The sequence below is a fragment of the Muriicola sp. Z0-33 genome (assembly GCF_026126425.1).
Taxonomy (GTDB): Bacteria; Bacteroidota; Bacteroidia; order Flavobacteriales; family Flavobacteriaceae; genus JAFMPW01.
In genome coordinates this window covers 46,574-69,907 of record NZ_JAFMPW010000001.1, presented here as the reverse complement: position 1 = coordinate 69,907, position 23,334 = coordinate 46,574, and the positions used below count along the sequence as shown (strand labels likewise).

General features: G+C 38.9%; 22 protein-coding genes. 16 read left to right on the top strand and 6 right to left on the bottom strand.

Annotation, left to right across the window (positions count from 1 at the left end):
• Positions 1 to 28: 28 nt before the first annotated feature.
• From J1G40_RS00345 to J1G40_RS00335, 3 genes are all read left to right on the top strand, one after another.
• The gene (locus J1G40_RS00345; protein WP_265240280.1) at positions 29 to 568 is read left to right on the top strand and encodes a hypothetical protein; all 540 of its coding nucleotides are present in this window, start codon (positions 29 to 31) and stop codon (positions 566 to 568) included.
• Positions 546 to 1,373, top strand: coding sequence for a class I SAM-dependent methyltransferase (locus tag J1G40_RS00340; protein WP_265240279.1), 828 nt, complete (start codon positions 546 to 548; stop codon positions 1,371 to 1,373). The genes J1G40_RS00345 and J1G40_RS00340 overlap by 23 nt, the downstream gene beginning before the upstream one ends.
• Positions 1,374 to 1,646: 273 nt before the next feature.
• The gene (locus J1G40_RS00335) at positions 1,647 to 2,153 is read left to right on the top strand and encodes an OmpH family outer membrane protein (protein ID WP_265240278.1); all 507 of its coding nucleotides are present in this window, start codon (positions 1,647 to 1,649) and stop codon (positions 2,151 to 2,153) included.
• Between the two features lie 55 nt (positions 2,154 to 2,208).
• Here the strand turns inward: J1G40_RS00335 and J1G40_RS00330 are convergent, their stop codons facing one another.
• Together J1G40_RS00330 and J1G40_RS00325 are read right to left on the bottom strand one after the other, a co-directional pair.
• On the bottom strand, positions 2,209 to 2,607 hold the full coding sequence (locus J1G40_RS00330) for a DoxX family protein (RefSeq protein WP_265240277.1): 399 nt from the start codon (positions 2,605 to 2,607) through the stop codon (positions 2,209 to 2,211).
• 10 nt (positions 2,608 to 2,617) lie between these two features.
• Positions 2,618 to 3,769: an ATP-binding protein gene (locus tag J1G40_RS00325; RefSeq protein WP_265240276.1), complete on the bottom strand. Its 1,152-nt coding sequence runs from the start codon at positions 3,767 to 3,769 to the stop codon at positions 2,618 to 2,620.
• Positions 3,770 to 3,883: 114 nt separating this feature from the next.
• On the opposite strand from J1G40_RS00325, the gene J1G40_RS00320 reads away from it, so the two are divergent.
• The 3 genes from J1G40_RS00320 to J1G40_RS00310 all read left to right on the top strand — a co-directional run bounded on the left by J1G40_RS00320 (position 3,884) and on the right by J1G40_RS00310 (position 7,825).
• Positions 3,884 to 5,077 (top strand): phosphoglycerate kinase, encoded by a 1,194-nt coding sequence (locus tag J1G40_RS00320; RefSeq protein WP_265240275.1) that lies wholly within the window; start codon positions 3,884 to 3,886, stop codon positions 5,075 to 5,077.
• A 115-nt stretch (positions 5,078 to 5,192) separates the two neighbouring features.
• Positions 5,193 to 6,830, top strand: a complete 1,638-nt coding sequence (locus tag J1G40_RS00315) for a LysM peptidoglycan-binding domain-containing protein (protein WP_265240274.1) — start codon at positions 5,193 to 5,195, stop codon at positions 6,828 to 6,830.
• Positions 6,831 to 6,841: 11 nt separating this feature from the next.
• Positions 6,842 to 7,825 (top strand): DUF4837 family protein, encoded by a 984-nt coding sequence (locus J1G40_RS00310; protein WP_265240273.1) that lies wholly within the window; start codon positions 6,842 to 6,844, stop codon positions 7,823 to 7,825.
• Positions 7,826 to 7,871: 46 nt separating this feature from the next.
• On the opposite strand, the gene J1G40_RS00305 is transcribed toward J1G40_RS00310, so the two are convergent.
• From J1G40_RS00305 to tatA, 3 genes are all read right to left on the bottom strand, one after another.
• On the bottom strand, positions 7,872 to 8,042 hold the full coding sequence (locus tag J1G40_RS00305; protein WP_265240272.1) for a DUF6747 family protein: 171 nt from the start codon (positions 8,040 to 8,042) through the stop codon (positions 7,872 to 7,874).
• Positions 8,043 to 8,282: 240 nt separating this feature from the next.
• Positions 8,283 to 10,790, bottom strand: a complete 2,508-nt coding sequence (locus J1G40_RS00300) for an OmpA family protein (protein WP_265240271.1) — start codon at positions 10,788 to 10,790, stop codon at positions 8,283 to 8,285.
• Positions 10,791 to 11,435: 645 nt separating this feature from the next.
• The gene (gene tatA / locus J1G40_RS00295) at positions 11,436 to 11,618 is read right to left on the bottom strand and encodes a twin-arginine translocase TatA/TatE family subunit (RefSeq protein ID WP_265240270.1); all 183 of its coding nucleotides are present in this window, start codon (positions 11,616 to 11,618) and stop codon (positions 11,436 to 11,438) included.
• Between the two features lie 203 nt (positions 11,619 to 11,821).
• Here tatA and J1G40_RS00290 point away from each other — a divergent pair, with 203 nt between their 5' ends.
• Both J1G40_RS00290 and J1G40_RS00285 read left to right on the top strand, forming a co-directional pair.
• Positions 11,822 to 12,691 carry a M23 family metallopeptidase gene (locus J1G40_RS00290; protein ID WP_265240269.1) on the top strand — a complete coding sequence of 290 codons (870 nt, stop codon included), beginning with the start codon at positions 11,822 to 11,824 and terminating at the stop codon, positions 12,689 to 12,691.
• Between the two features lie 5 nt (positions 12,692 to 12,696).
• Positions 12,697 to 14,205, top strand: a complete 1,509-nt coding sequence (locus J1G40_RS00285) for a GH3 auxin-responsive promoter family protein (RefSeq protein WP_265240268.1) — start codon at positions 12,697 to 12,699, stop codon at positions 14,203 to 14,205.
• Between the two features lie 50 nt (positions 14,206 to 14,255).
• Here the strand turns inward: J1G40_RS00285 and J1G40_RS00280 are convergent, their stop codons facing one another.
• A complete protein-coding gene (locus J1G40_RS00280; protein WP_265240267.1) occupies positions 14,256 to 15,599 on the bottom strand; it encodes a hypothetical protein in 1,344 nt (447 codons plus the stop codon).
• 206 nt (positions 15,600 to 15,805) lie between these two features.
• Here J1G40_RS00280 and J1G40_RS00275 point away from each other — a divergent pair, with 206 nt between their 5' ends.
• The 8 genes from J1G40_RS00275 (at position 15,806) to J1G40_RS00240 (ending at position 23,327) form a co-directional block, all read left to right on the top strand.
• Positions 15,806 to 17,494 carry a DUF6909 family protein gene (locus J1G40_RS00275; RefSeq protein WP_265240266.1) on the top strand — a complete coding sequence of 563 codons (1,689 nt, stop codon included), beginning with the start codon at positions 15,806 to 15,808 and terminating at the stop codon, positions 17,492 to 17,494.
• Positions 17,494 to 18,498 carry a hypothetical protein gene (locus J1G40_RS00270; protein WP_265240265.1) on the top strand — a complete coding sequence of 335 codons (1,005 nt, stop codon included), beginning with the start codon at positions 17,494 to 17,496 and terminating at the stop codon, positions 18,496 to 18,498. Before J1G40_RS00275 ends, J1G40_RS00270 begins: the two co-directional genes overlap by 1 nt.
• Entirely contained in the window at positions 18,498 to 19,520 is a 1,023-nt protein-coding gene (gene rfbB, locus J1G40_RS00265; RefSeq protein ID WP_265240264.1) for a dTDP-glucose 4,6-dehydratase, read from the top strand. The genes J1G40_RS00270 and rfbB overlap by 1 nt, the downstream gene beginning before the upstream one ends.
• A gap of 1 nt (position 19,521) precedes the next feature.
• Entirely contained in the window at positions 19,522 to 20,376 is an 855-nt protein-coding gene (gene rfbA, locus J1G40_RS00260; protein ID WP_265240263.1) for a glucose-1-phosphate thymidylyltransferase RfbA, read from the top strand.
• A gap of 30 nt (positions 20,377 to 20,406) precedes the next feature.
• The gene (gene rfbC / locus J1G40_RS00255; RefSeq protein WP_265240262.1) at positions 20,407 to 20,952 is read left to right on the top strand and encodes a dTDP-4-dehydrorhamnose 3,5-epimerase; all 546 of its coding nucleotides are present in this window, start codon (positions 20,407 to 20,409) and stop codon (positions 20,950 to 20,952) included.
• The gene (rfbD, locus tag J1G40_RS00250) at positions 20,949 to 21,719 is read left to right on the top strand and encodes a dTDP-4-dehydrorhamnose reductase (RefSeq protein ID WP_265240261.1); all 771 of its coding nucleotides are present in this window, start codon (positions 20,949 to 20,951) and stop codon (positions 21,717 to 21,719) included. Before rfbC ends, rfbD begins: the two co-directional genes overlap by 4 nt.
• A gap of 17 nt (positions 21,720 to 21,736) precedes the next feature.
• The gene (locus tag J1G40_RS00245; RefSeq protein ID WP_265240260.1) at positions 21,737 to 22,318 is read left to right on the top strand and encodes an acyltransferase; all 582 of its coding nucleotides are present in this window, start codon (positions 21,737 to 21,739) and stop codon (positions 22,316 to 22,318) included.
• Positions 22,319 to 22,382: 64 nt separating this feature from the next.
• On the top strand, positions 22,383 to 23,327 hold the full coding sequence (locus tag J1G40_RS00240) for a Gfo/Idh/MocA family protein (protein ID WP_265240259.1): 945 nt from the start codon (positions 22,383 to 22,385) through the stop codon (positions 23,325 to 23,327).
• Positions 23,328 to 23,334: the final 7 nt, after the last annotated feature.

Genomic DNA, 23,334 nt, shown 5'->3' with positions numbered 1-23,334 from the left:
ATTTGTAGCACAATAAATGAGCACTTATATGAGAAAAATTCTATTCTTCAGTTTATGTTGTTTTTGCTTCAGTTCCTGTATTCCGCTTAAGATTGCCCCTAACATCAATGACTATAAAGTTAGCCGTGGTAGTAAGTTCAGCAAGGGCTTATCGGATCGGTCAATGTTCTTGTTTGAAGATCCTAAGGAAGCGGGAGAATTCTATGCTTATGTAAACAACAAATTTCAATTAGATAATATTAATGTATTTGACGATGTGCCTTTTAAAGTTCAGGACGAACAGTACTTTTTTGCCTTCTATGAAATTGAAATCAATGATAAGGTATTGAATTTGTTTCCCTTTCTTATTTATGCGGCCCTGGACGCTGAAGATGGTGCTTATGAAGGTGGAGATGAAATTGTCAAAAGGGAAAACTGGTATATCGCAATAGAAGTCTACAGCGATATAGAAAAAGATTGTCTTGAAGAAGATTCGCTTTCAAGAGAAGTGGTTTTGCAGTACCTTCGCACTATAAAAGAGGAGTACCTTTCTACTGATAATTACAATGAACTTGTTTATAAAAACTAAGGATTACACAGTTAGTGGGGAAGAGTTTCATTTGATGTATGACCAACAGAATGACATGCTCATCACCCAACCGCAGCCTAAGCAACAAGATCAATATTATCAAAGCGAGGATTATATTTCGCATACCGATACAAAAAGAAACTTTTTAGAGCGCCTCTATCATATTGTTAAACAATACAGTTTAAAGAAGAAGTGTTCGTTAATAGAGAATTTTTCCGGTGCAAGTAAATCACTTTTGGATATCGGAGCCGGAACAGGAGATTTTCTTTTATCCGCAAAAAAAAGAGGGTGGCAGGTAAAAGGCGTGGAGCCTAACCCCTTGGCTAGAAATAAGGCGCTGAACAAGGGCCTGAGTTTGATAGAGGACAGCACTGCTTGCAAAAACGAAAAGTTTGAAGTAATAACCTTATGGCATGTCCTTGAGCATCTGCCTGATCTTGAAAATCAAATTCGGCAAATTGTTTCCTTACTCGAAGAAAGCGGAACACTCATCCTGGCGGTGCCGAATTTTAAATCTGACGATGCGGCATATTATAAACACTTTTGGGCAGCCTATGATGTTCCCCGTCATTTATGGCATTTTTCACAAACTGCAATTTCAAATCTATTTTCTGAAAATGGGATGAAGGTAATTAAAGTTAAGCCCATGATTTTTGACTCCTTTTATGTCTCCCTGCTTTCGGAAAAATATAAAAACGGAAAACCTAATTATGTCCGTGCATTCTATCAGGGTTTCAAGTCGAATTTAAAAGCCATGAAGACGGGCGAGTATTCCTCGCTGATCTACATCCTTAAAAAGGGCTAAAATCCATTTTAAAGCCTTCTGACACACTTTTGACCCGGCAGTTGATTATGCACTACTTAGAAAAAAGATAATTGATTGCAGCAAGGAATAATCAAGCTAAAATCAATAGACAAGAATGATGTAAAGTTTACCGCCCATAGATTTTTCTTATAATTTACTACATTCGCGAAATGCTTCAAATTCATTAGTTAGAAATACTTCCAAATATTAAAAAGCAAATACCATAACACTTTTAAAAAGCTTTCCTATTTTTGCGCCACTAAAATCAGTGGTATGAAGAAATTACTTTTTGTGGGATTTATTATAGGTTTGGTTTCTTGTCAGCAGGATAAGATTGGCTATATAGACAATATTGAACTTATGGAAAAGTATCAGGAGAAATTGGATATCGAAGCTAAATACCAGGCAAAGACTGCTACTTTTAGCAAACGAAGAGATAGTATTTCTCAGGCATTTCAGCTAGAAGCTCAGGCCTTTCAGACCAAAGCACAAAGCATGTCTCAAAAGAAAGCGCAGGAGGAGTATGAACTGCTGCAGCAAAGAGGGCAGTTTATGGGCCAACAGTTACAGCAACAGGAACAGGAACTACAATTAGAGGGCCGCACCGAAATGGACAGTTTGGTAAGTAAAGTCAGGAAGGAAATAGCTACCTATGGAAAAGCACAAGGATATACTTATATCTTAGGCGGGGGTGAAGGTGGAAGTGTTTTATACGGTAATGATGCAAATGATCTCACCGCTGAGATTCTTAAGTTACTCAACGAAAAACACAAAAAGTAAAGGTTGTTTTCTTAGACAAGCCCTAACCTGAGATCTTTTATCGAAATTGTATTGATTAAGATTGTAATAGGAAAACCAGAAATATTGCCGGGATAAAATAAACGGCGATGGTTTTTGCTCCCTCGTAATCTTTGGCCATACGCTGTCCAAAAAGCAACATTAAGAGCGCAATACAAGACATAATTGCTCCTAATAGGGCTATTGTTTTATCCTCCAGCACAACCAATTGGTAAATTCCAATTGAACACAAAGCACCAGCCAGGACTTCCGAAATCAGAACGATGCCAAGCAATAACGGAACCAGGCTTTGTAATGGGGTATTTTCAAAATGTCCCTTTAGCCAGCTGAGATTGCCTGTCCAGTCGAAGATTTTGTCAATTCCACTTTGTAAAAAAGTTATTATTAAAAATAACAAGAGTAAAATTTCAGTAGAGTTGTGGAGTAGATTTCCCATAATAAATTATTTATGCCGCTTTTTTATGCAATAGTCTGGTAAGCCGAATAGAAAGGTCTGTAAATATTAGTTTAGAATTGCCATTGCGTTCAACATGATAGATAGCATCCTCTATTTCACTAACTATGTTCTCAATATTGTTTTCGTGAACAAAAGGGGCAAATTTCTCGAGTTGAAAATCGTCAAGATGAATTTTCATATAAGCCAGTTCATTCGCTTTATAATTAATCAGCATGGCCTGGCGCATTACTGCTAAGCCGTATTTCAAGAAATTCTTCTGGGTTTCGCGTCCTGTTTTTGCAACTTCTTCACTCCATAGAATTAATTCGTGGACGGCAGCTTTATTTCCTTTTGCCTTAAACGCACTCCGCATCCATTGCACAAACCATCTTTCAAAAATCAATTCCTCGGAGTCCTTATTCATAAGGTCCATGGCTTTGTTGAAATTACCATTAGCTTCGTGCGCCAGTCTTAAAGCTTCATCTCTCAGCAGGCCTTTGATAATTAGCGCTTCTGCAATAGCATCTTCTGCAAGCGGAGGAAAGTGCACTAGCTGACATCTGGATTTGATGGTCTGTATTATCTGTTCTTCATCTTCCGCAATAAGAATTAAAATCGTTTTTTCCGGGGGCTCTTCAATTAGTTTTAGCAGTTTGTTAGATGCAGAAATATTCATTTTTTCGGCCATCCAGATAATCATAATTTTATGACCTCCTTCATAAGACTTCAAAGCTAATTTCTTCACTATATCCATTGCCTCATCTACTCCAATCTGCCCTTGTTTTTTTTCTATTCCAATTTGCCTGTACCAATCGAAAAGATTCCCGTATGGCTGCTCTTTTACAAATTGCCGCCACTCTTCCATGTAATGATTGCTTACGGCATGGCTCTTAATTTTATCGGAATTTGCCACAGGGAAAGCAAAATGTAAGTCGGGATGTGATAACCCATTACATTTTAAATTACAGGCCTGGTCTCCCCCCTGGTTTTCACCTTCTATATTACCACATAAGATATATTGTGAATATGCTATTGCCATAGGAAGAGTGCCGCATCCTTCAGGACCAACAAACAATTGGGCGTGAGGAATCCTGCCTGCATCGGCACTTAAGGCCAGGTGTCTTTTAATATGTGACAGCCCCAAAATTTGATTAAATAACATATTTTCAAATATAACATTTTAGAACTTTAAGACTGCAAATAAATAAGCTTCTGGCTTTACCTGAAGTCTATTAATCTTTACATTTGCGCTTTGCTTAAAAACACCAAAAACATTATGAAAACAATAGAAGATTTTAATTTCGAGGACAAGAAGGCGCTAATAAGGGTAGATTTTAACGTACCTCTGGATCAGGACTTCAATGTTACAGATACAAATAGAATTGAAGCGGCAAAACCCACAATAATAAAAATTTTGGAAGATGGGGGTAGTGCGGTACTTATGAGCCATCTGGGAAGGCCAAAAGGTCAGCGGAATACCGATATGTCTTTGAAACACATTTGTGAAACAGTTTCAGAAATTATTGGAGTACAACTTAAGTTCGCAGAAGATTGCGTTGGGGAAGCTGCCGAGAAGGCTGCCTCCGAATTACAGAATGGAGAGGTGTTGCTTTTAGAAAACTTGAGATTTCACAGCGAAGAAGAGAGCGGAGATGAGGCCTTTGCAGAAGCATTATCCAAATTGGGAGACATCTATGTGAATGATGCTTTTGGAACGGCCCACAGGGCACATGCCTCTACCACTATCGTGGCAAAATATTTCTCTGAAAACAAGTGTTTCGGGAATCTTTTGGCCAAAGAAATAATGGCAATTGAGAAAGTTATGCGAACCGGCGAGAAGCCTGTTACCGCAATTTTGGGGGGCGCAAAAGTGTCTTCCAAAATCACAATAATAGAGAATATCCTTGATAAGGTAGACCATCTTATTATTGGGGGTGGAATGACCTATACTTTCGTTAAGGCGCAGGGGGGTAAAATAGGAGATTCTATTTGTGAAGATGACAAAATGGATTTGGCAATTAATATTTTATCTAAGGCAAAAGCCAAAGGAGTACAGGTGCATCTCCCTGTAGATGTTATCGCTGCCGATGCTTTTAGCGCAGACGCAAATACCAAAATCATAGCAGTTGACGAAATACCGGACGGGTGGCAAGGCTTAGATGCCGGGCCAGCTACCCTGGATAACTTCAGAGAGGTAATACAGGATTCAAAAACTATTTTGTGGAACGGCCCTGTAGGTGTTTTTGAAATGGAAAAATTCTCCAAGGGTACTATTGCAGTAGGAGAGTTTATTGAGGAAGCCACAAAAAACGGATCGTTTTCCCTTGTTGGTGGAGGAGATTCTGTTGCGGCTGTTAAGCAGTTTGGCTTTCAGGACAAGGTGAGCTATGTTTCCACGGGAGGAGGGGCCATGTTAGAGAGTCTGGAAGGGAAAACCTTGCCCGGAATAGCCGCAATATTGGGAAGCTAAAGGCGTTATCGAATAAAGAGGCCGTCAAAAATTGGCAATAGTTTCACTAGGAATATTTTATATTTTCAGAAAAAAAAACGATTTTCGTTAGCCCCCACGGCCAAATAATTGTTTTATGTCCGCATTTAAGAAAATAGCGCTCACATCCTTTCTGTTTATTATTCTGTTTTCTGTACAGGGGCAACAAGTAGATTCTTTAGCTACGGAAAGCCCTGCAATCCTTGTACAAAAGAAAGTTGCGTTAGATTCAGCATCCTTTGAAACAAATAATGCCGATAAAGAAGATCTTCCTGGAACTCTTAACGAACTCGCTGATAATCCTCTGGAATTTAAAAAGGAAAAAAGCGGCTATAATCTGGCAGATATGGCCCAGGCGGCATTATATGACAGCCTTTGGATGAAGGAATTGTATCAGAGTGCCGCGCTATATGATGACATGTATAAGGCGGTAACCTCTCCTGATACTACTGGCGCCCAAAACATGGAGTTAGACACCGATCTTTTAAAAGAACGATTAGAACTACTCAATCAGAAAACACCGCTGAACATCTCTTATAACCCCTCATTGGAAAGTGTTATAAAGTCGTTCCTTATTCGAAAAAAAGAATTAATGGAACGCATGCTTACGGCAAGTCAGTTCTATTTTCCGATGTTTGAACAGGAATTGGACAATTATGATATTCCACTCGAAATAAAATACCTGGCCATTGTAGAGTCTGCCTTAAATCCCAGAGCGAAATCCAGGGTAGGCGCCACAGGGCTCTGGCAATTTATGTACGGAACGGGAAAAATGTATGGATTAGATGTCAGCAGTTATGTGGACGAGCGCAGTGACCCAATTTTAGCCACTGAAGCGGCTTGTAAATATCTCTCCAAGCTCTATGATATATTCGGCGATTGGGATCTGGCCCTGGCGGCATATAACTCTGGTCCCGGAAATGTAAATAAGGCTATAAGAAGATCCGGTGGATATAAGAATTACTGGAATATCAGAAGAAATCTTCCGCGGGAAACCGCAGGTTATGTTCCGGCTTTTATTGCCACTATGTATCTCTTCGAATTTGCTGAAGAACACGGCCTCACTATTAAGAAAGCAGACAGACCATATTTTGAAACGGATACAGTACATGTTAAGAACCTGATTACTTTTGATCAGATATCAGAATTGGTAGGGGTAAGTAAAGACGAGCTGAAAATACTCAATCCGTCGTACAAGTTAAACATCATTCCCAAGGTTGAAGGGAAGAATTACATCTTGCGCCTCCCTCATGATGCAATGAGGAAGTTTGTGGCCAATGAAACGGCCATATATGCGCATGTGGAAAAAGAGTTTAAAAGCAAGGAAAGCCCCTTGCCCCAACTGGTAAAGGCCCAAGATAGGATTAGGTATAAGGTGAGATCCGGGGATTATCTGGGTAAAATTGCTGAACGCTACGGGGTTGGAGTAAGCCAGATCAAAAGATGGAACGGACTTAGAAGTAATAATTTAAGAGTTGGCCAACGCCTTACTATCTTTCCAAGAAGACCAATAACTCAGGTCGCAAAAGCCTCGCCAAAGGCATCTAAACCGGCCAATACTTCCTCTAATGCAGGCGGATCTAAGATACACACCGTAAAGCGGGGAGATTCTCTTTGGACGATTTCCAGAAAATATCCTGGAATTTCTATTGAAAATTTACGAGAATGGAACGGTATTAGTGGTAACAATCTTCAACCGGGCACAAAATTGAAATTGTGCGATTGTTCATCGTAATTTAAACCTATATGAAAAAATTTGGAACGCTATTTATCCTTCTTCTCGTTATAGCCACATCATGTGAAGAGAAAAACAAGAAAGTTTATAAACCAGCATCTCTTGGCGCCATTAATAACCTTGTGGTAGTTATGGAGACGCATCTTTGGGAAAGTGAAATAGGCGATAAGGTAAGAGAGCATTTTGCGGCACCAATTGTTGGCCTTACATGGGACGAGGCTAAATTTACAATAAATCACATGCCTCAAAGGGTCTTTTCGGGACAGACCAGGCATAGACGATCTGTACTCTTTGTGGGTCTGGATACTGTGAATATCGCTCATATTAAAACAGATCTTTATGCGAGTCCGCAAAAGGTTGCAGTCATTAAGGGAACAACCAGGGAAGAAATCATACAGAACATAGAGGACACTTCGGATCAAATTATTGCCGCGATAAGGCAAATGGAAATCAAAGAGGAACAAAAAAGATTTGAGAGGTCGCTAAATAAAGAAAAAGTCCTGGAGGATAAATTCAATATTACACTGAAAATGCCCTCTTTATATACTGTAGGGAAACAAGAAGACAACTTCGTATGGATTGATATGGAAATTCCCAAGGGCAACATGAATATAATTGCTTATGAAATGCCCTCCGAGAGTTTTTCAGACGAATCTACTTTTGTAGGAGACATTGTGAAAATGCGAGATTCAATAGGGAAGAAGTATATCCCAGGACCTGATATCCCTAATAAAACAACTTATATGGCCACTGAAAAAGCGTTTGCTCCTTATATATTTTCTGCAGAGATTGGAGGAAAGAAGGCTGTGGAAGTGAGGGGTATTTGGGAAGTGCAGAACTACCCCATGGCCGGGCCATTTCTAACTTATATCATTAACGATAGTGAGAACGACAGAAAATTGGTTCTGGAAGGGTTTACTTTTGCTCCAGCTACGAATAAAAGAGATTATATGTTTCAGCTAGAAGCAATTCTTAAAACGGTTCAATTCAATTAAAACAGGGCATAAAAAAAGCCCCTAAGGGCTAATTTTATTTGTGTCTTTAGTCAAAAGCAAAGCCTGTAGCTACCCTAAATAAAAAGGCATATAGCACTATAATAAAGCTTACAAAGCAGAACCATGAAAAGATTTTAAAGTAATTCTTAACTATTGCACTCCCGAGATTTTTAAAGGCCTCGAGATATATTTCCTTAAGAAGTAGAATGTTTTTCATAATGTCAGATTAATGGTTATTAATTAGATATACTACTATATATAACTCTATATCTTTTTATTAGGTATTTCCCGTAAATGCTTTGTTGTGAATGGGCCGGATCATGTTGTGAAAATAAAAACAGAATGCTGCGATTTTGTATTCGGACAACTATTTTCCCTAACTAATCCAGATTTGTACAAATAAAAATCCGCTGTTGGCTAACAGCGGATTTAAGTTTTTATTCCTGATTTAAGAAGCTTACATCTTTACAATTATAAACTCTGAACGTCTGTTAAGCTGGTGTTTTGTTCCACTGCACCTGACACTGCCGTCGCATTCGTTGAGCAGTCTTTCCTCTCCGTAGCCTATAGCGCTTTCAATACGCTCTGGAGATATCCCCTGACGAATCAGATAATCACGTGTAGACTTGGCTCGTTTGTCAGACAAGTACTTGTTGTAGGCATTGTTACCCCTGGAATCTGTATGAGATTCAATTTTGATAACCATGCCTTCGTACTCGTTCATAACGTCTACCAGTTTGTCTAGCTCCTTGGAGGCATCATTCCTGATGTAAAATTTGTCAAAATCAAAATAGATCATATCTATTTTCAATTTTTTGATTCCGTCTTCAATGGCGATCAGTTCTTTCAGACGCTTCATTGTGACATCGGCATTGACCACCTCGTTCTTCTTGGTTTCAACTATCTTCTCATCGTCAAAATAGGAGCCTTTTACGGTTTTAATGGTGTATTTGGTAGTGCCTTCCAGGTCCTCAAAAATAAAACTGCCGTCATCTCCTGTAACTACTTCTTTAAGTTTCCTGTTGTTCTCGTCTAACAAGATAACCAGGGCTTCGGGCATAGTTTCACCTGTAACAAGCTCTGTGACCACTCCTGCAATGGCATTTTCTTCTACTTCCTCAACAATAAGACTTTTAAAGGAATATATATCATCATCACCCTTACCTCCTCTTCTGTTGGAAGCAAAGAACCCCTTTTGAGTTTCCTCGTCTATGATATAAGAAAAGTCATCTACTTTGCTATTTATGGGCTTCCCTAAATTCCTTACCTCAAGAAAGCCATCTTCATCATCAAAAGCCACTTCATAAATGTCTAATCCTCCAAGACCTACATGACCGTTGGAAGAAAAATACAGTTTCTTGTTGTTAATAAATGGAAACATCTCTTTTTGTTCTGTATTAATCTCTGGCCCAAGATTTCTGGGTTCTGAAAATTGTCCGTCACCCAACACATCCACCACAAATATGTCTGTCTGACCAATGCTACCGGGCATGTCAGAGACGAAATACATTTGTTTGCCGTCCGGGCTCATTGCCGGATGTCCTGTAGAGTAATTATCGCTGTTAAACGAAACTTCTGTAGCCTCAGTCCAATCATCGCCGACCTTCCTTGACATGTAAATTTTTAAGTGATTTATACCGTTTTTATCCCTTTTGAGCTTCTTACCATAGTTGTTCCTCGTAAAATACATAGTGGTATTGTCCGGGGAGAAAGTAACCGAGGCTTCGTGGTACTTGGTATTGATTTTTTTCGAGAATTTAATAGCATTTCTTACTTCGTCAGATTCTTTGTTTATTTTGGCAACATAGAGGTCCAGATAAGGTTGATTATTCCATTTATACCTTCTGGTACTAAAAAAGGCAGAATCAGCAGCTGAGGCAAAAACCATCTCATCCCCATTGTGAAACATTGGTGAAAAATCAGAATATTTTGAATTGATATCCAGGTTCTTGATCTCAAAAGTCTGTTCGGCACTAAGAATATTATCCAAAACAACCTCGTTAGGAGTTGCATCCCTGCTGTCGATGTTGGCAACATCAGCGCTTTCTATCTTCTTGTTGTAAAGACGCATTAATCTTTTTGCGCGGGCATATTTACCTGTTCCTTTTAAACTATGTGCGTATTTGAACAGATTATCTGCGGACATCTCTTTGCCATATCGGGAGTACAAAATATCATACCACTGATATGCTCTTTCCATATTAGTGTTGAAATAATGCGAATCACCTGCCTTTTGAATCACCTCATAAGATTGACTGTCATCGTATTTTTCCAAGGCAATTTCATAAAGTTCAGCAGCTTCAGCGTACCACATTTTGTCAAAATATATGTCGGCTTTCTGAATCAGCTTGGCCTTGGTATTGGGCACATCATCTTTATTTGCAGTTGTCCTTACTTCATCACTCGCTTTAGCTCCATTAGAGAAAGTATCTCGCTTCGTTTTATCGGCACTACTGCGAGTTGCAGTTTCTTGTTTAAGAGGGGTATTAGCGACACTTTCAGCCACTTCCAAAATCCATATATCTCCGTCATATCTGGAATTCTTAAAGCTGTTTGTGGCATCAATTGCGGTCATCCCTTTGGTATGATGCTCTAAGTAAACATATCTTAAATTGGTTTCCGGATGTTTAAAATATGCGGCTTCAATCTTCTTTTTCTTTAGCTTTTTGACATGTTTTTTAGCATTCTTGTCTTTGCTATAAACCCCAGTGATAAGATAAAAACCATCATTTATTCCACCTAATCTTTGAAAGAGGCGCGTGGGGATATCATTGTGTTTTGCTGCTATTTTAAACGTTTCACGGTCAAGAATCTCGGAAGCCTCGTTGGTAAGATTGCCAGTAGTGCCGTCCTCAAATGCCGATGCATATGCATTGGATGAGGGTACGCTGGAATTATCTTGTAAATCCTGTGCACTTACTCCAATGCTTAGCAAGAATGCGCAGGCTATAATAATATTTTTCATGGTAGGCTTCATTAGGATAATCTTCGGGCTTGGAATTGGGAGACTGGGGTAATTAGGTGTTTTAGCTCAATTCGTAAGGTCGAATCAATTCCCGGGATTATCACAGCCACATTTCTCTTCAGACGGTTGGACAGTTTACGGGAACTAATGGCGTCCTGTTTATAATTAACGCAGAGACATGAAGTTTCGTATGCCTCTTTTAACAGGCTGATAGTTATGGGTAAAGACATAAAACAATTCGGGTTGGAACAACTATCAACACAGCTGTTGCTTCCCAAATTGATCGGATAACACAGTGCCCATTTTGACAGGCGCTCAATATTGCTATTTTCTTTTACTTCAAACACTTCAAAAACTTCAAAGTCCTACTGGTCAGTTAATTGAAGCAAATGTAGTATTTGAAGCACCCAATAATTTATTTTTGTTGTGAAAGTGGCCATATATGTAGTTAATGCCCATATTCTTTACATTTTCTGAGTTTTTTAGCAGAAAAAGCTGCAATTGAATATCGTCCAGGCCGTTCAGGACTATCGTTATCGATATAAAAATACCGAATAGTATATATGTTGCATGGGTAAGTTTATACAAAAAAAATACACCTCCAAAACGGAGATGTACATATAAATTCAAGGAATAAGAATTAGACTATTCGTTTTTCTCCTCTAATTTTTCGTCTTCTTTTGAAGCATCTTTAAACTCTTTGATTCCGCTTCCAAGACCTCGCATTAATTCTGGTATTTTCTTTCCGCCAAATAGTAATAATACAACTACAACAACCAATATTATTTGTGGAGCCCCAATGGCAAGAAATGTAACTAAAGATAACATAGCATTAAATTTAAATGGATAACAAATGTACTAAAAAAAGTTCTTAGTTTACTGATTATAGTAACGCCAAGATATATATTTAATTGTTAGGAAAGTACTTTGTATTTTATTTTGGATATTTACGCCCCCTTACGTGAATCTGCTTTCCTAAAATTAAATGGGAAACACTACAATATTTAAAACGAACCTTATCTTTGTGCTTTATGGCAAAAAAAGGAAAGAAAAGAAAGGAAATTAAAAGAAAGCTTTTACACAAGTATCGTCTTGTGATTCTTAATGAGAGCACTTTTGAAGAAAAAATTTCTTTTAAATTAAGCCGGCTTAATGTTTTTGTGACAGGCACGTTATTTATAATAGGGCTTATTGGCCTGACCACGCTATTGATTGCGTTTACCCCGCTTCGCGAGTATATTCCGGGCTATTCATCTACCCGCTTAAAACAACAAGCAACGGATTTAACTTATAAAACAGATTCCCTGGTTAATGTATTAAGTTATACCAATCGGTATTTGGATAATATCCGAATGGTACTCCGCGGAGATATAGAGAACAACGAAATAAATCGGGATTCCCTTTTTGAGCAATTTAAAATAGATCCATCTACTATTGATCTTACGCCTATAAGGGAGGACTCGCTACTCAGGGCATCTGTTGCCTTGGAAGATAAATACAATCTGTTCGAAAACCGCAATCCGAGTAGTACGTTAGTACTGTTCTCTCCACTAACAGGGACCGTAACACAGGAATACGATGCAGATGAAAAACACTATGCGGTTGATGTTGTTGCTCCTGTTGACACCCCCATTAAAGCTGTAGCAAACGGAACAGTTATTTTTGCTGAATGGACGGCTGAAACCGGATATGTAATTATACTTGAACATAAAGACGGACTACTTTCTGTTTATAAACACAATGGATCCCTAAATAAATCTCAGGGGGATATTGTGAGGGCAGGAGAAGTAGTTGCTTCAGTAGGTAATACGGGAGAACTTACAACAGGTCCCCATTTACATTTTGAGCTGTGGACCAATGGGGTTCCGGTAAACCCTCTGGATTACGTTGATTTTAAATAAACGGTATGTCCCTGAAATCATTCGCCGCTAGGATATTCGCTGATATTGTTGCAAAAAAAACTGCAAAATGGGTTAATGACCCAATTGCCACACAGGAAAAAGTGTTTAGGGAATTAATCAGCAGGGCAAAAAATACCAATTTTGGGAAAGACCACAATTTTCATGGCATAAAATCATACTCCGATTTTGCATCAAATGTTCCTGTCCGGGATTATGAAGCCCTAAAACCTTACGTAAATAGGGTGGTGAATGGTGAGAGCGATATTTTATGGCCGGGGAAACCCATCTATTTTGCCAAAACTTCCGGAACTACTTCCGGAGCTAAGTATATTCCCATCACTTCGGAAGCTATAAAAAATCAGGTAGAGGCCTCCAGAAATGCGATTCTTAACTATATTCATGAGACGGGGAATACAGATTTTGTTAACGGACGATGGATATTTCTACAGGGCAGTCCCGAACTAGAGGAGAAGAATGGCATAAAATTGGGACGCCTTTCCGGAATTTCCGCTCACTATGTTCCAAAATATTTGCAAAAAAACAGGTTGCCAAGCTGGGAAACCAACTGTATTGATGATTGGGAAACAAAGGTAAATAGTATTATTGCGGAAACAGTAGATGAGAACATGACTGTTATAGCAGGTATCCCCTCCTGGGTTCAAATGTATTTTGAGCGTCTTTTAGAACAGACCGATAAGAAAATTGGCGAACTCTTTCAGAACTTCAGGTTATTTATTTATGGAGGAGTCAATTACGAACCGTATAGGGCCAAATTTGAAAATTTAATAGGGAGAAAAGTAGACAGTATAGAACTCTTTCCGGCAAGCGAGGGTTTTTTTGCCTATCAGGATGCTCAAAATGAGAAAGGCATGTTGCTTTTACTCAACTCAGGCATTTTCTATGAGTTTATCGAAGCGGATTCTTTTTTTGACGACAATCCTAAAAGGATCACACTCAAAGATGTGAAAACAGGAGTTAATTATGTTATGATTATTTCTACAAATGCCGGTTTATGGGGGTATAACCTTGGAGATACCGTTCAGTTTATTTCCTTGTTCCCATTTAAAATAATTGTTTCAGGAAGAATTAAGCACTTTATCTCCGCCTTTGGAGAGCACGTTATAGCCAAAGAGGTGGAAGAGGCGATGCAAACAGCAATTGCTGCCACAGATGCAAGGGTGAACGAATTTACCGTTGCGCCAAGAATTACGCCCGAGGACGATGAATTGCCTTACCATGAGTGGTTAATAGAATTTGAGCAACTCCCGGGCGATATGGAATTGTTTAAATCGGTTATGGATAAAAGTCTACAAGAACAAAACAGCTATTATTTTGATTTAATTGAGGGTAAAATATTGCAGCCCTTAAAAATAAGCTGTATTGAACAAGGAGGGTTTACCAACTATATGAAGTCTGTGGGGAAATTGGGCGGGCAGAACAAAATTCAACGGCTTGCAAATGACAGATCAGTCGCGGACAGCTTGCTTAATTACCAGCTTACAGATCAGAAATAACTTATAAGCTTTCATCAAGGCTAAGGATACCTCTGAAAAAATTGTCGGGTTTATTGTTGCTCTTCCCGATCAAAGACCCAACTGTCAGCATACATACCATAGACCAATCCAATTTCATTATCAAGAACATATTTTTCGTCCTTTCCAGGGTCGAAATTTACATTGTACACATAAACTTTTATCCCTTGTTGCCTAAGTTGTTTTAGCAAGCCCGTTTTAGCCGCTATAATCCTACGGGAAATGGCAACATGTTTTACATTGTTTGCCGTCAGGTAGGCTACTTTGTCTCCTGCAATTTTATTTAACGGGTTCTGAGAGATCATTGCAACAATGTTGTTTTTGGCGGCTTCTTCAACTGCCATCAGACTAAAAAGTTCCATTATCAACCTGCTCTTGTCTACAAATTGTTTCGCAAAACTGAGCGGGTCACTAACTTTATCCGTTATTAAGATGGCATCAGGATGGGCTGTAAACCATTTGTTTATAGCCTCCATATCCATAGTGGTATACTTACCGTATATCTTGTGTCGCAAAAATTCTGAATGAGTCACAGGAAGATTGCCTTTATAGTCTGTGAATCTGGCCCACATCTTCCAGTCGTGAGCGGCGACATATTTACCATCACTTGTTTCAATAATATCCAACTCAAATAACCTGAATCCCTTTTTGTAATTGCTATCCAGAGCTTCAAGCGAATTGGTAGATTTAACCCCGTTGATCTCACCGGCGGCATGAGCAATAAACCGGTCATTGCTATAGTCGTAATCATATTTGGTTTTTGGAAATATATTTCCGGACTCGTTTGCAATCTTTGGCACAGAAAGTTCTTTGCTTATAGAAAGATCGTTTGCAGTTTCAGAGATACTTCCCTCAAAATTATTCATTACATAGGCCTGCCTGCTCTGGAGCCCTCCCAATACTTTAAAGCCCATTTTGGTAAGCCTTCCTGAAAATTGTTTTAAACTTTTAGCGGCAGAATCATGTGCTAGTAAGGCAAAAACTGATTTATTTTTTAACAGCAGCTTTAGATGCTCAATCAACTCAGAGGCCTCTTCTTCGCTGCCATGTGTGTCGAAAGAGCGAAATTCGAATTTATCGGATGAAATAAAATGTACTATGGTAAGGCCTCTTGTGGTGTACTCAGTAATACCATTGACACTAAATCTACTCCGCTTTTTTGAATTAAAACCATTGCTTTCAATACTAATCAGCACCTTATCTGCCAACTGCCCGATACTGGAGTTTGCCTTGCCGCAGTCAGTACTTACAACGGACAGGGCATTATCACAATTTACAGTAAACCATCTATTGGGATAGCTATTATTGGTAAAACTTATAAGAATTACCACCAAGAGAATCATAGTCTGTTTACTGCCCGTTATATAGCTCTTCATTGGTCTTTCCCATTTAAAGTTGAATATGGACCACTGATTTATCAAGTAAATCAAAGATCTTCCGAGAATATCAACGAAAACAGCAGCATCTTATTATAGGGTAGTGGTCCGGGGGCCGTAATTTTATTAATTAATCGGCCCTACTTTACATAATTGCAGTTGCGCATCTTAAAACAAAAATTTTAAATGTAATTTTGCTTTAGATTATGAAAGGCCTAAAAAATAACACCAGGGCGCAAGAATCTACAAACGCTATAGAGCGCTTGTACATTACTATGCGACACTTATTCAACAGAGGATTTTACAAACCTTTAGGTATTTCCGGTGAAACATTGAGAAATGCCCTTTTGCTGCTACGTCCGGAAATATACGGGTCTATAGCAGAGGAAAAAGCAGAATTGAACGGGTTAATATACGTGTTAGAGCGATTACCCGAAGGCATAGAACAATGCCGGTTTATTAATCTCACCTCTGATGAAGGCTATACCAAATCTCATTTTAAACCAATTATTCCACCAAAACGAAGGAGAAATTGTTATAGAATAGATAATGAGCAAATGAATATTGAGATCACCAGGGGGCGCTCAGATATATATGACATTCTTACTCACCTGACTTTTCTTTTTGTGGAATCTCAGAAAATCTGCAATAAGGTCCTGATCGAGGATACTGATAATACAATAAGGGATTGGAAAAAGCTTGAAGCTGCCGTACACAAAACCAAATTAACATTGGCCGAAAAAGAAGTGGCTTTAATACACACGGCGACAATATTAGGCAGGTCTTTTAGTGAAATTGTAGAGGTTTATGAAAAGTTGGGGACAAAGAAAGATCCTGAAAAACTTCTGAAAATTGTATACTGGCTGGGTAAATTGGCCATAGACGAGGAAACCGGAGGGGAAAAGAGGACCATTACCTTTAGCGCACTGCTCAGGGAAAGACTAGGACATCATATTCACGGCGAACGATGGGCTAATACCATAAAAGACACGCTTAAAAAGCACAACTTACTGCAGCGCCCCATCCACATTATTAGTGCAAATATGCATAGCGTGTTAAATTCGCTCTATGCTAAAAATGCCCTTTCAAAAGAATTTCCCAAAGGTGATAATCTTGAGATATACGAGGCACTGAGTTCTGAAAAGAGTAGTGCATTAAGGGCAAAAGTGCTCACGGCGGCAAGGAAAAATGGGATGATTGAGATAAATGATGTTTCAGGAACCAATATCGACGTTCAGATTTTTGATCTGGCCAAACTGGGCAAGGATGCATGTTGCTATGAGCTGAATGAAGAGACACAAGATGATCAAAAACCTGTTATCTTTGTTATGGACTATGCTTTTGGGGAGCAAGCCTATGAAACAATAGATGAGCTACTAAAGCCTTATAGGTCTACAAAGAAGCAACGGTTATTTTTGGACATAGCTTCAATTTCAATTATGGGTAAGGCAGGGATTCTTGAAGGCGGGAAAGGAGATTTGATGATACCTTCTGCTCATATATTTGAGGGAACTGCTGATAATTACCCTTTTAAGAATGAACTTTCTGGCGCAGATTTTGAAGGCCACGGTCTAAAAATATTAGAAGGCACAATGGTTACAGTGCTGGGCACTTCCTTGCAGAATAAAGATATTTTGAAGTTTTTTCATCAATCTACATGGGGAGTTATAGGTCTGGAAATGGAAGGCGTACATTATCAAAAAGCCATACAATCTGCCTCAAAAATAAGGAAAAGTATCAGGGAAGATGTGAAGGTAAGATATGCCTATTACGCCTCAGATAACCCATTGGAGAGCGGTAGCACTTTGGCTTCTGGGGGTTTAGGGACGACCGGAGTAAAACCTACCTATCTGATTACTGATAAGATTCTTTTACAAATTTTCAATTCACACTAATGGAAAACCAAGTATCACCAAATTCCAATTCCCCATCTGATGAAATAGATTTGGGACAGCTTTTTAAAATGATCGGGAATGGCTTTAAAAACTTGTTTAAAACCTTTTTAAGACTTTTTGTCTATCTGAAAAAGAACGTTGTAAAATTGGGCATTTTAATTGTGATTGGTCTGGCTATTGGATATGGCCTTAATCAAATTGTCACCAAAAAGCTAAAAACAGAAGTTATTGTAAAGCCCAATTTAGAAAGCAAGAGCTATTTGTATTCGGTAGTAGGAGAAATACAAACGAATGTCAAAGCAAGGGATACTTCTTTTTTCAGGGAAATGGGGGTCGGCATAGAGGATTTAAAAGGATTTGAAGTAACGATAGAGCCTGTCGAAAAAAGTACTACAGAAGCCATTATTGACGATGATGTTGAGTATCTGGAACTGCTCCAAAAATTTCGCAACGATGATCTTATTCTGGATATAGTAAGAACGGAGATCTTAAACAGAAGTAATTTGAACCATAGGATCACCTTCTTTTATAAGGATGCCAAAATTGGTAAAAGTTTAAGTGAGAACTTAATGAATTACATAAATTCTAATGAATATTTCAATGACCTTGTTGCCATCAACAGGAATAATGCTGAGGAAAGAATTAAGCAAGATCAAAATCTGGTGAAACAGATTGACAACCTGGTGGAACAATTCTCAGAGAAAATGACGCGAAGCGGTCAGAACGGGGAAGGCAGAATAGTGCTAGATAGCGAAGATCCTTTAGATATTACCGGAATTTTAAACCTCAAGAATAATCTTATTCGTGATATTGAAAGAAAAAAACTAGAATTGCAGGGCGAAAAGGAAGCTATAAGAATTATAAATTTTGGCAAAACCCAGGAAGTTCAAAAATCATTTCTTGGCAAAAACATAGTGCTTGTTCCTTCATTACTCTTGCTCCTGTTCTTTCTTATCGACATATTGAAATACCTTAATTTAAAATCTAAGGAGATGCAGTTGTGATGACTGGGAAAAGAAAAGAAGGAACTATCTTGATTACTGGTGGGGCAGGCTTCATTGGCAGTAATTTTATAGGGTTATTCCTGGAGAAAAATCCCGAACTAAATATTGTAAATCTAGACAAACTAACCTACGCGGGTAGTTTAGATAATTTGGTTGAAGTGGCGTCTCATAAACGTTATTTGTTTATAAAAGGAGATATTTGCGACAGGGGGCTTATGCAAACTATTTTTGAAGAGCACAACATATCAGGAGTAATCCATTTTGCCGCCGAATCTCATGTAGACAATTCTATTGCTGCCCCGGATAACTTTATAAAAACCAACATAGAAGGCACCTTTGCATTGCTCGAAACTGCGCGAAGCTTTTGGTCAGCATCCGATGAGTTATTAAAGGAAAACAGATTTCATCATATTTCTACTGATGAAGTTTACGGTAGTTTAGGAGATGAAGGTTATTTTACTGAGGAGACTCCTTATGCACCAAATAGCCCATATAGTGCCTCTAAGGCAGCCTCAGATTTTCTCGTAAGGAGTTATCATCATACTTACGGCTTAAATGTGGTGACCAGTAATTGCTCTAATAATTATGGTCCCAGGCAGCATGATGAAAAACTGATACCCACTATTATTCGTAAAGCCATTGCAAAGGAGAAAATTCCAATTTATGGAGATGGAAGTAATGTCAGGGACTGGCTTTTTGTAACGGATCATTGTGAGGCATTGAACATGGTTTTTCACCAAGGGAAAGCGGGTGAAACCTATGCCATAGGAGGGGATAATGAGCATAATAATTTGTACATTGCCCGTACTATTTGTGGTATTTTGGACGAGGTAATCCCTAATCCTGAAGGACGCTATGAGGAACAGATAAGTTTAGTTGAAGACCGGCCTGGCCACGACTACCGGTATGCCATTGATTGCACAAAGATAAAGAACGATTTGGGTTGGAGTCCGACAGAGGATTTTAGTACAGGGATTCAAAAAACAATCCAATGGTATCTAGCAAAATACCAAAAGGTATAATATGAAAGGAATAGTATTAGCAGGCGGTTCGGGAAAAAGATTACACCCACTCACATTGGCCATAAGTAAGCAACTAATGCCGGTTTATGACAAGCCAATGATTTACTATCCACTTTCTACCTTAATGGCCGCAGGAATTAGGGAAATTCTGATCATTACAAGATCTCAGGATGCTGGTCTCTTCAAAAAATTATTGGGAGATGGAAGTCAACTAGGGTGTAATTTCAGTTATGCAATTCAGGACGAACCCAAAGGTTTGGCAGAAGCATTTATTATTGGCAGTGATTTTATTGGTGCAGATAAAGTTGCTCTCATTCTTGGCGATAATATTTTTTATGGATCCGGACTTTCTAAATTATTACAGGAGAATAGCGATCCTGATGGTGGCATAATCTATGGGTATCATGTAACAGATCCCGAACGGTATGGGGTGGTACAATTTGATGCTCAGGGTAAAGCAATTTCAATAGAAGAAAAACCCAGTAATCCAAAAAGCAATTACGCCGTTCCAGGGATCTACTTTTACGACAACCAGGTGATAAGTATAGCCAAAGCAATACAGCCCAGTGAAAGAGGGGAATTGGAAATTACAGATATTAACAAGGCTTACCTTGAAATGGGCAAGCTACAGGTAAGTATTCTGGATCGGGGAACCGCATGGCTAGATACAGGTACCTTTAGTTCTTTAATGCAGGCGTCCCAATTTGTAGAAGTAATTGAAGAAAGACAAGGACTTAAGATCGGGGCAATAGAAGAAGTGGCTTATACCAAAGGATACATATCAAAAGAACAATTGCACCAATTGGCCAAACCACTGCTAAAGAGTGGTTATGGAGAATATTTAATGCAACTCTAATGGCGCTGTCCAGATTAAATTTTATTATAAGTGACAATTAGTAAAAACAATATTGCGGGTAGTTTTGTTATTAACCCGGATATATATGAGGATGAACGAGGCACATTTTTTGAATCTTTCAATCAGAAAGAATTTGAAAAAATCCTGGGGAATCCTATTCAATTTGTCCAGGACAATCATTCTATATCCAATAAAGGAGTTTTACGAGGGCTTCATTTTCAAAAAGGAAAGCATGCGCAGTCAAAACTGGTGCGAGTCGTCAGAGGGGAAGTTATAGATGTAATTGTTGATATAAGGAAAGACAGTCCCAGCTTCGGTGAACAATTCAAATTAAGACTGTCCGAGAAAAATAAAAAGACCCTCTTTATTCCGAAAGGGGTTGCTCACGGATTTCTTGCGCTTGAAGAGGAAACAGTTTTTGTTTATAAGTGCGATGAATACTATAATAAAGAGGCAGAATCGGGGATCATATACAATGACCCCCAATGGAATATCGATTGGGAATTTCCGGCAGATCAGATTATTCTTTCCAAAAAAGACAGCTTACTTCCTCCTTTTAATGAGTTGGAGTTATGAAAAAAGTCTTGGTTACCGGTGCCGAAGGACAGTTAGGAAAATGCCTTCAAAAAATCGCCGGCGATTTTCCTAATTTAAAATGCTTCTTTAAAGGCAGCACTGTCCTTGATATAACTGATAAGGAAGCCATTAACCTGGCTTTTGAAAACACAAATGTTGATTATTGTATTAATGCTGCTGCCTATACCAATGTGGAGGAAGCTGAGAGGGCGCCGGACAAGGCCTATGCGGTAAATGCACAAGGCGCCAGAAATATTGCTGAAGCCGCTAAAAAGTATGGGGTTACTCTTGTTCATCTCTCAACGGATTACGTCTTTGATGGCGAGAAAGAAGGCGCTTATTCCAGCTCAGATGTCCCGAATCCCATTAATGAATATGGCAGATCTAAGTTGGCTGGCGAAAGACATATTCAGGAGGTACTTGATAAATATTATATCATAAGAACTTCCTGGTTGTATTCAGAATTTGGACATAATTTTTATAAAACTATCCTAAATAAAGCCGGTCAAGGAGAATCCCTTTTTGTAACGGATACTGAAGTTGGCTGCCCAACCAACGCCAACCATCTTGCCAGTTATATCATGGAATTACTGACTCACCCAAAAGATTATGGGATATATCATTTTACTGATGGTCTTGCTATGAGCTGGTTTCAATTCGCTGAGGCCATTCTTAAAGAAAATGGTTTGGAAGGTAAAATAGAGCTTGTAAAGGATAACAATTATCGTACTTTTGCCCGGAGACCCCGCAATAGTGTTCTAAAATAGATAGATTTCAAAATACTATGAATCCAGAAAACTACTTTGCCCATGAAACTGCTGTAGTTGATGAAGGCTGTATAATTGGGGAAGGGACTAAAATTTGGCACTTTTCTCATATTATGCCAAATTGCCAAATAGGCCAAAAATGCAATATCGGGCAGAACGTAGTTATTTCACCAGAGGTTATTTTAGGGAATAATGTTAAGATACAGAACAACGTATCAGTGTATACCGGAGTGGTTTGTGAAGACGATGTATTCCTGGGGCCTTCCATGGTCTTTACCAACGTAATTAATCCCAGAAGCGCCATTGTACGAAGAGGAGAATATGCCGAAACTACTGTAAAAAAGGGAGCTTCAATAGGTGCTAATGCCACAATAGTTTGCGGAAATGATATAGGGGAATATGCCTTTATTGGGGCAGGTGCAGTTGTAACCAGGGACGTGCCGGCTTATGCACTTTTGGTGGGGAACCCTGCCAGGCAAATTGGTTGGGTTGGGGAGTATGGTCACCGTTTGGAATTTAGTGAAGAAGGATTAGCCGTGTGCCGGGAAAGCCAGCAGGAGTACAAATTGGAGAGTAACAAGGTAAGAAGAGTAAAATAGTCTTTGGCCTGAAGACAAGTAGTTATTTCACGAAACAGATAACCTTAATTAAATAAATACGTCAATGAAAAACTTTGCTTTAATCGGTGCTGCCGGATATATAGCACCTCGTCATATGAAGGCGATAAAGGACACCAATAACAATTTATTGGCCGCTTTTGACAAGGGCGACAGTGTGGGTGTTATAGACTCCTATTTTCCTAATGCAGATTTCTTTGTTGAATTTGAACGTTTTGACAGGCATATTGAAAAGTTGAAGTACGAAAAAGAGGTTTTTTTAGACTTTGTAAGCATCTGTTCTCCTAATTATCTGCACGATGCCCATATTAGATTCGCCCTAAGAAGTGGTGCCGATGCCATTTGTGAAAAGCCATTGGTACTGAATCCATGGAATGTAGATAAGCTGCAGCATGTTGAAGAAAAGACGGGAAAGAAGATATATAATATTCTTCAGTTAAGGGTGCATCCAAGTATTATTGCACTAAGGGAAAAAGTAAAGAATTCTAGCAAAGACCAAAAGTTTGAAGTTGACCTTACCTATCTTACATCAAGGGGGCATTGGTATCATACCTCATGGAAAGGAGATAAGAGTAAGTCTGGGGGCATAGCCACCAATATTGGTGTTCATTTTTATGATATGCTGTCATGGATCTTTGGAGATGTACAGGAAAATATCGTACATGTACATGAAGAAGACAGGGCTGCCGGTTACCTGGAGTTTGAGAATGCAAGGGTGCGGTGGTTCTTATCTATCAACGCCAAATACCTGCCACAGGAAGTTAAAGACAAAGGTCAGACCACCTTCAGGTCTATTACCATAGATGGAGAAGAATTAGAATTCAGCGGAGGCTTTACGGACCTTCACACTATGGTTTATAGCGATATTCTGGCAGGCAAAGGTTATGGCCTGGAAGCCGCAAGGACGGCTATCGAGATTGTACACAACATAAGAAATACAGATCCAATTGGTTTAAAAGGCGAATTTCATCCTTTTCTCAGTCGCACTTAAGAGCTTT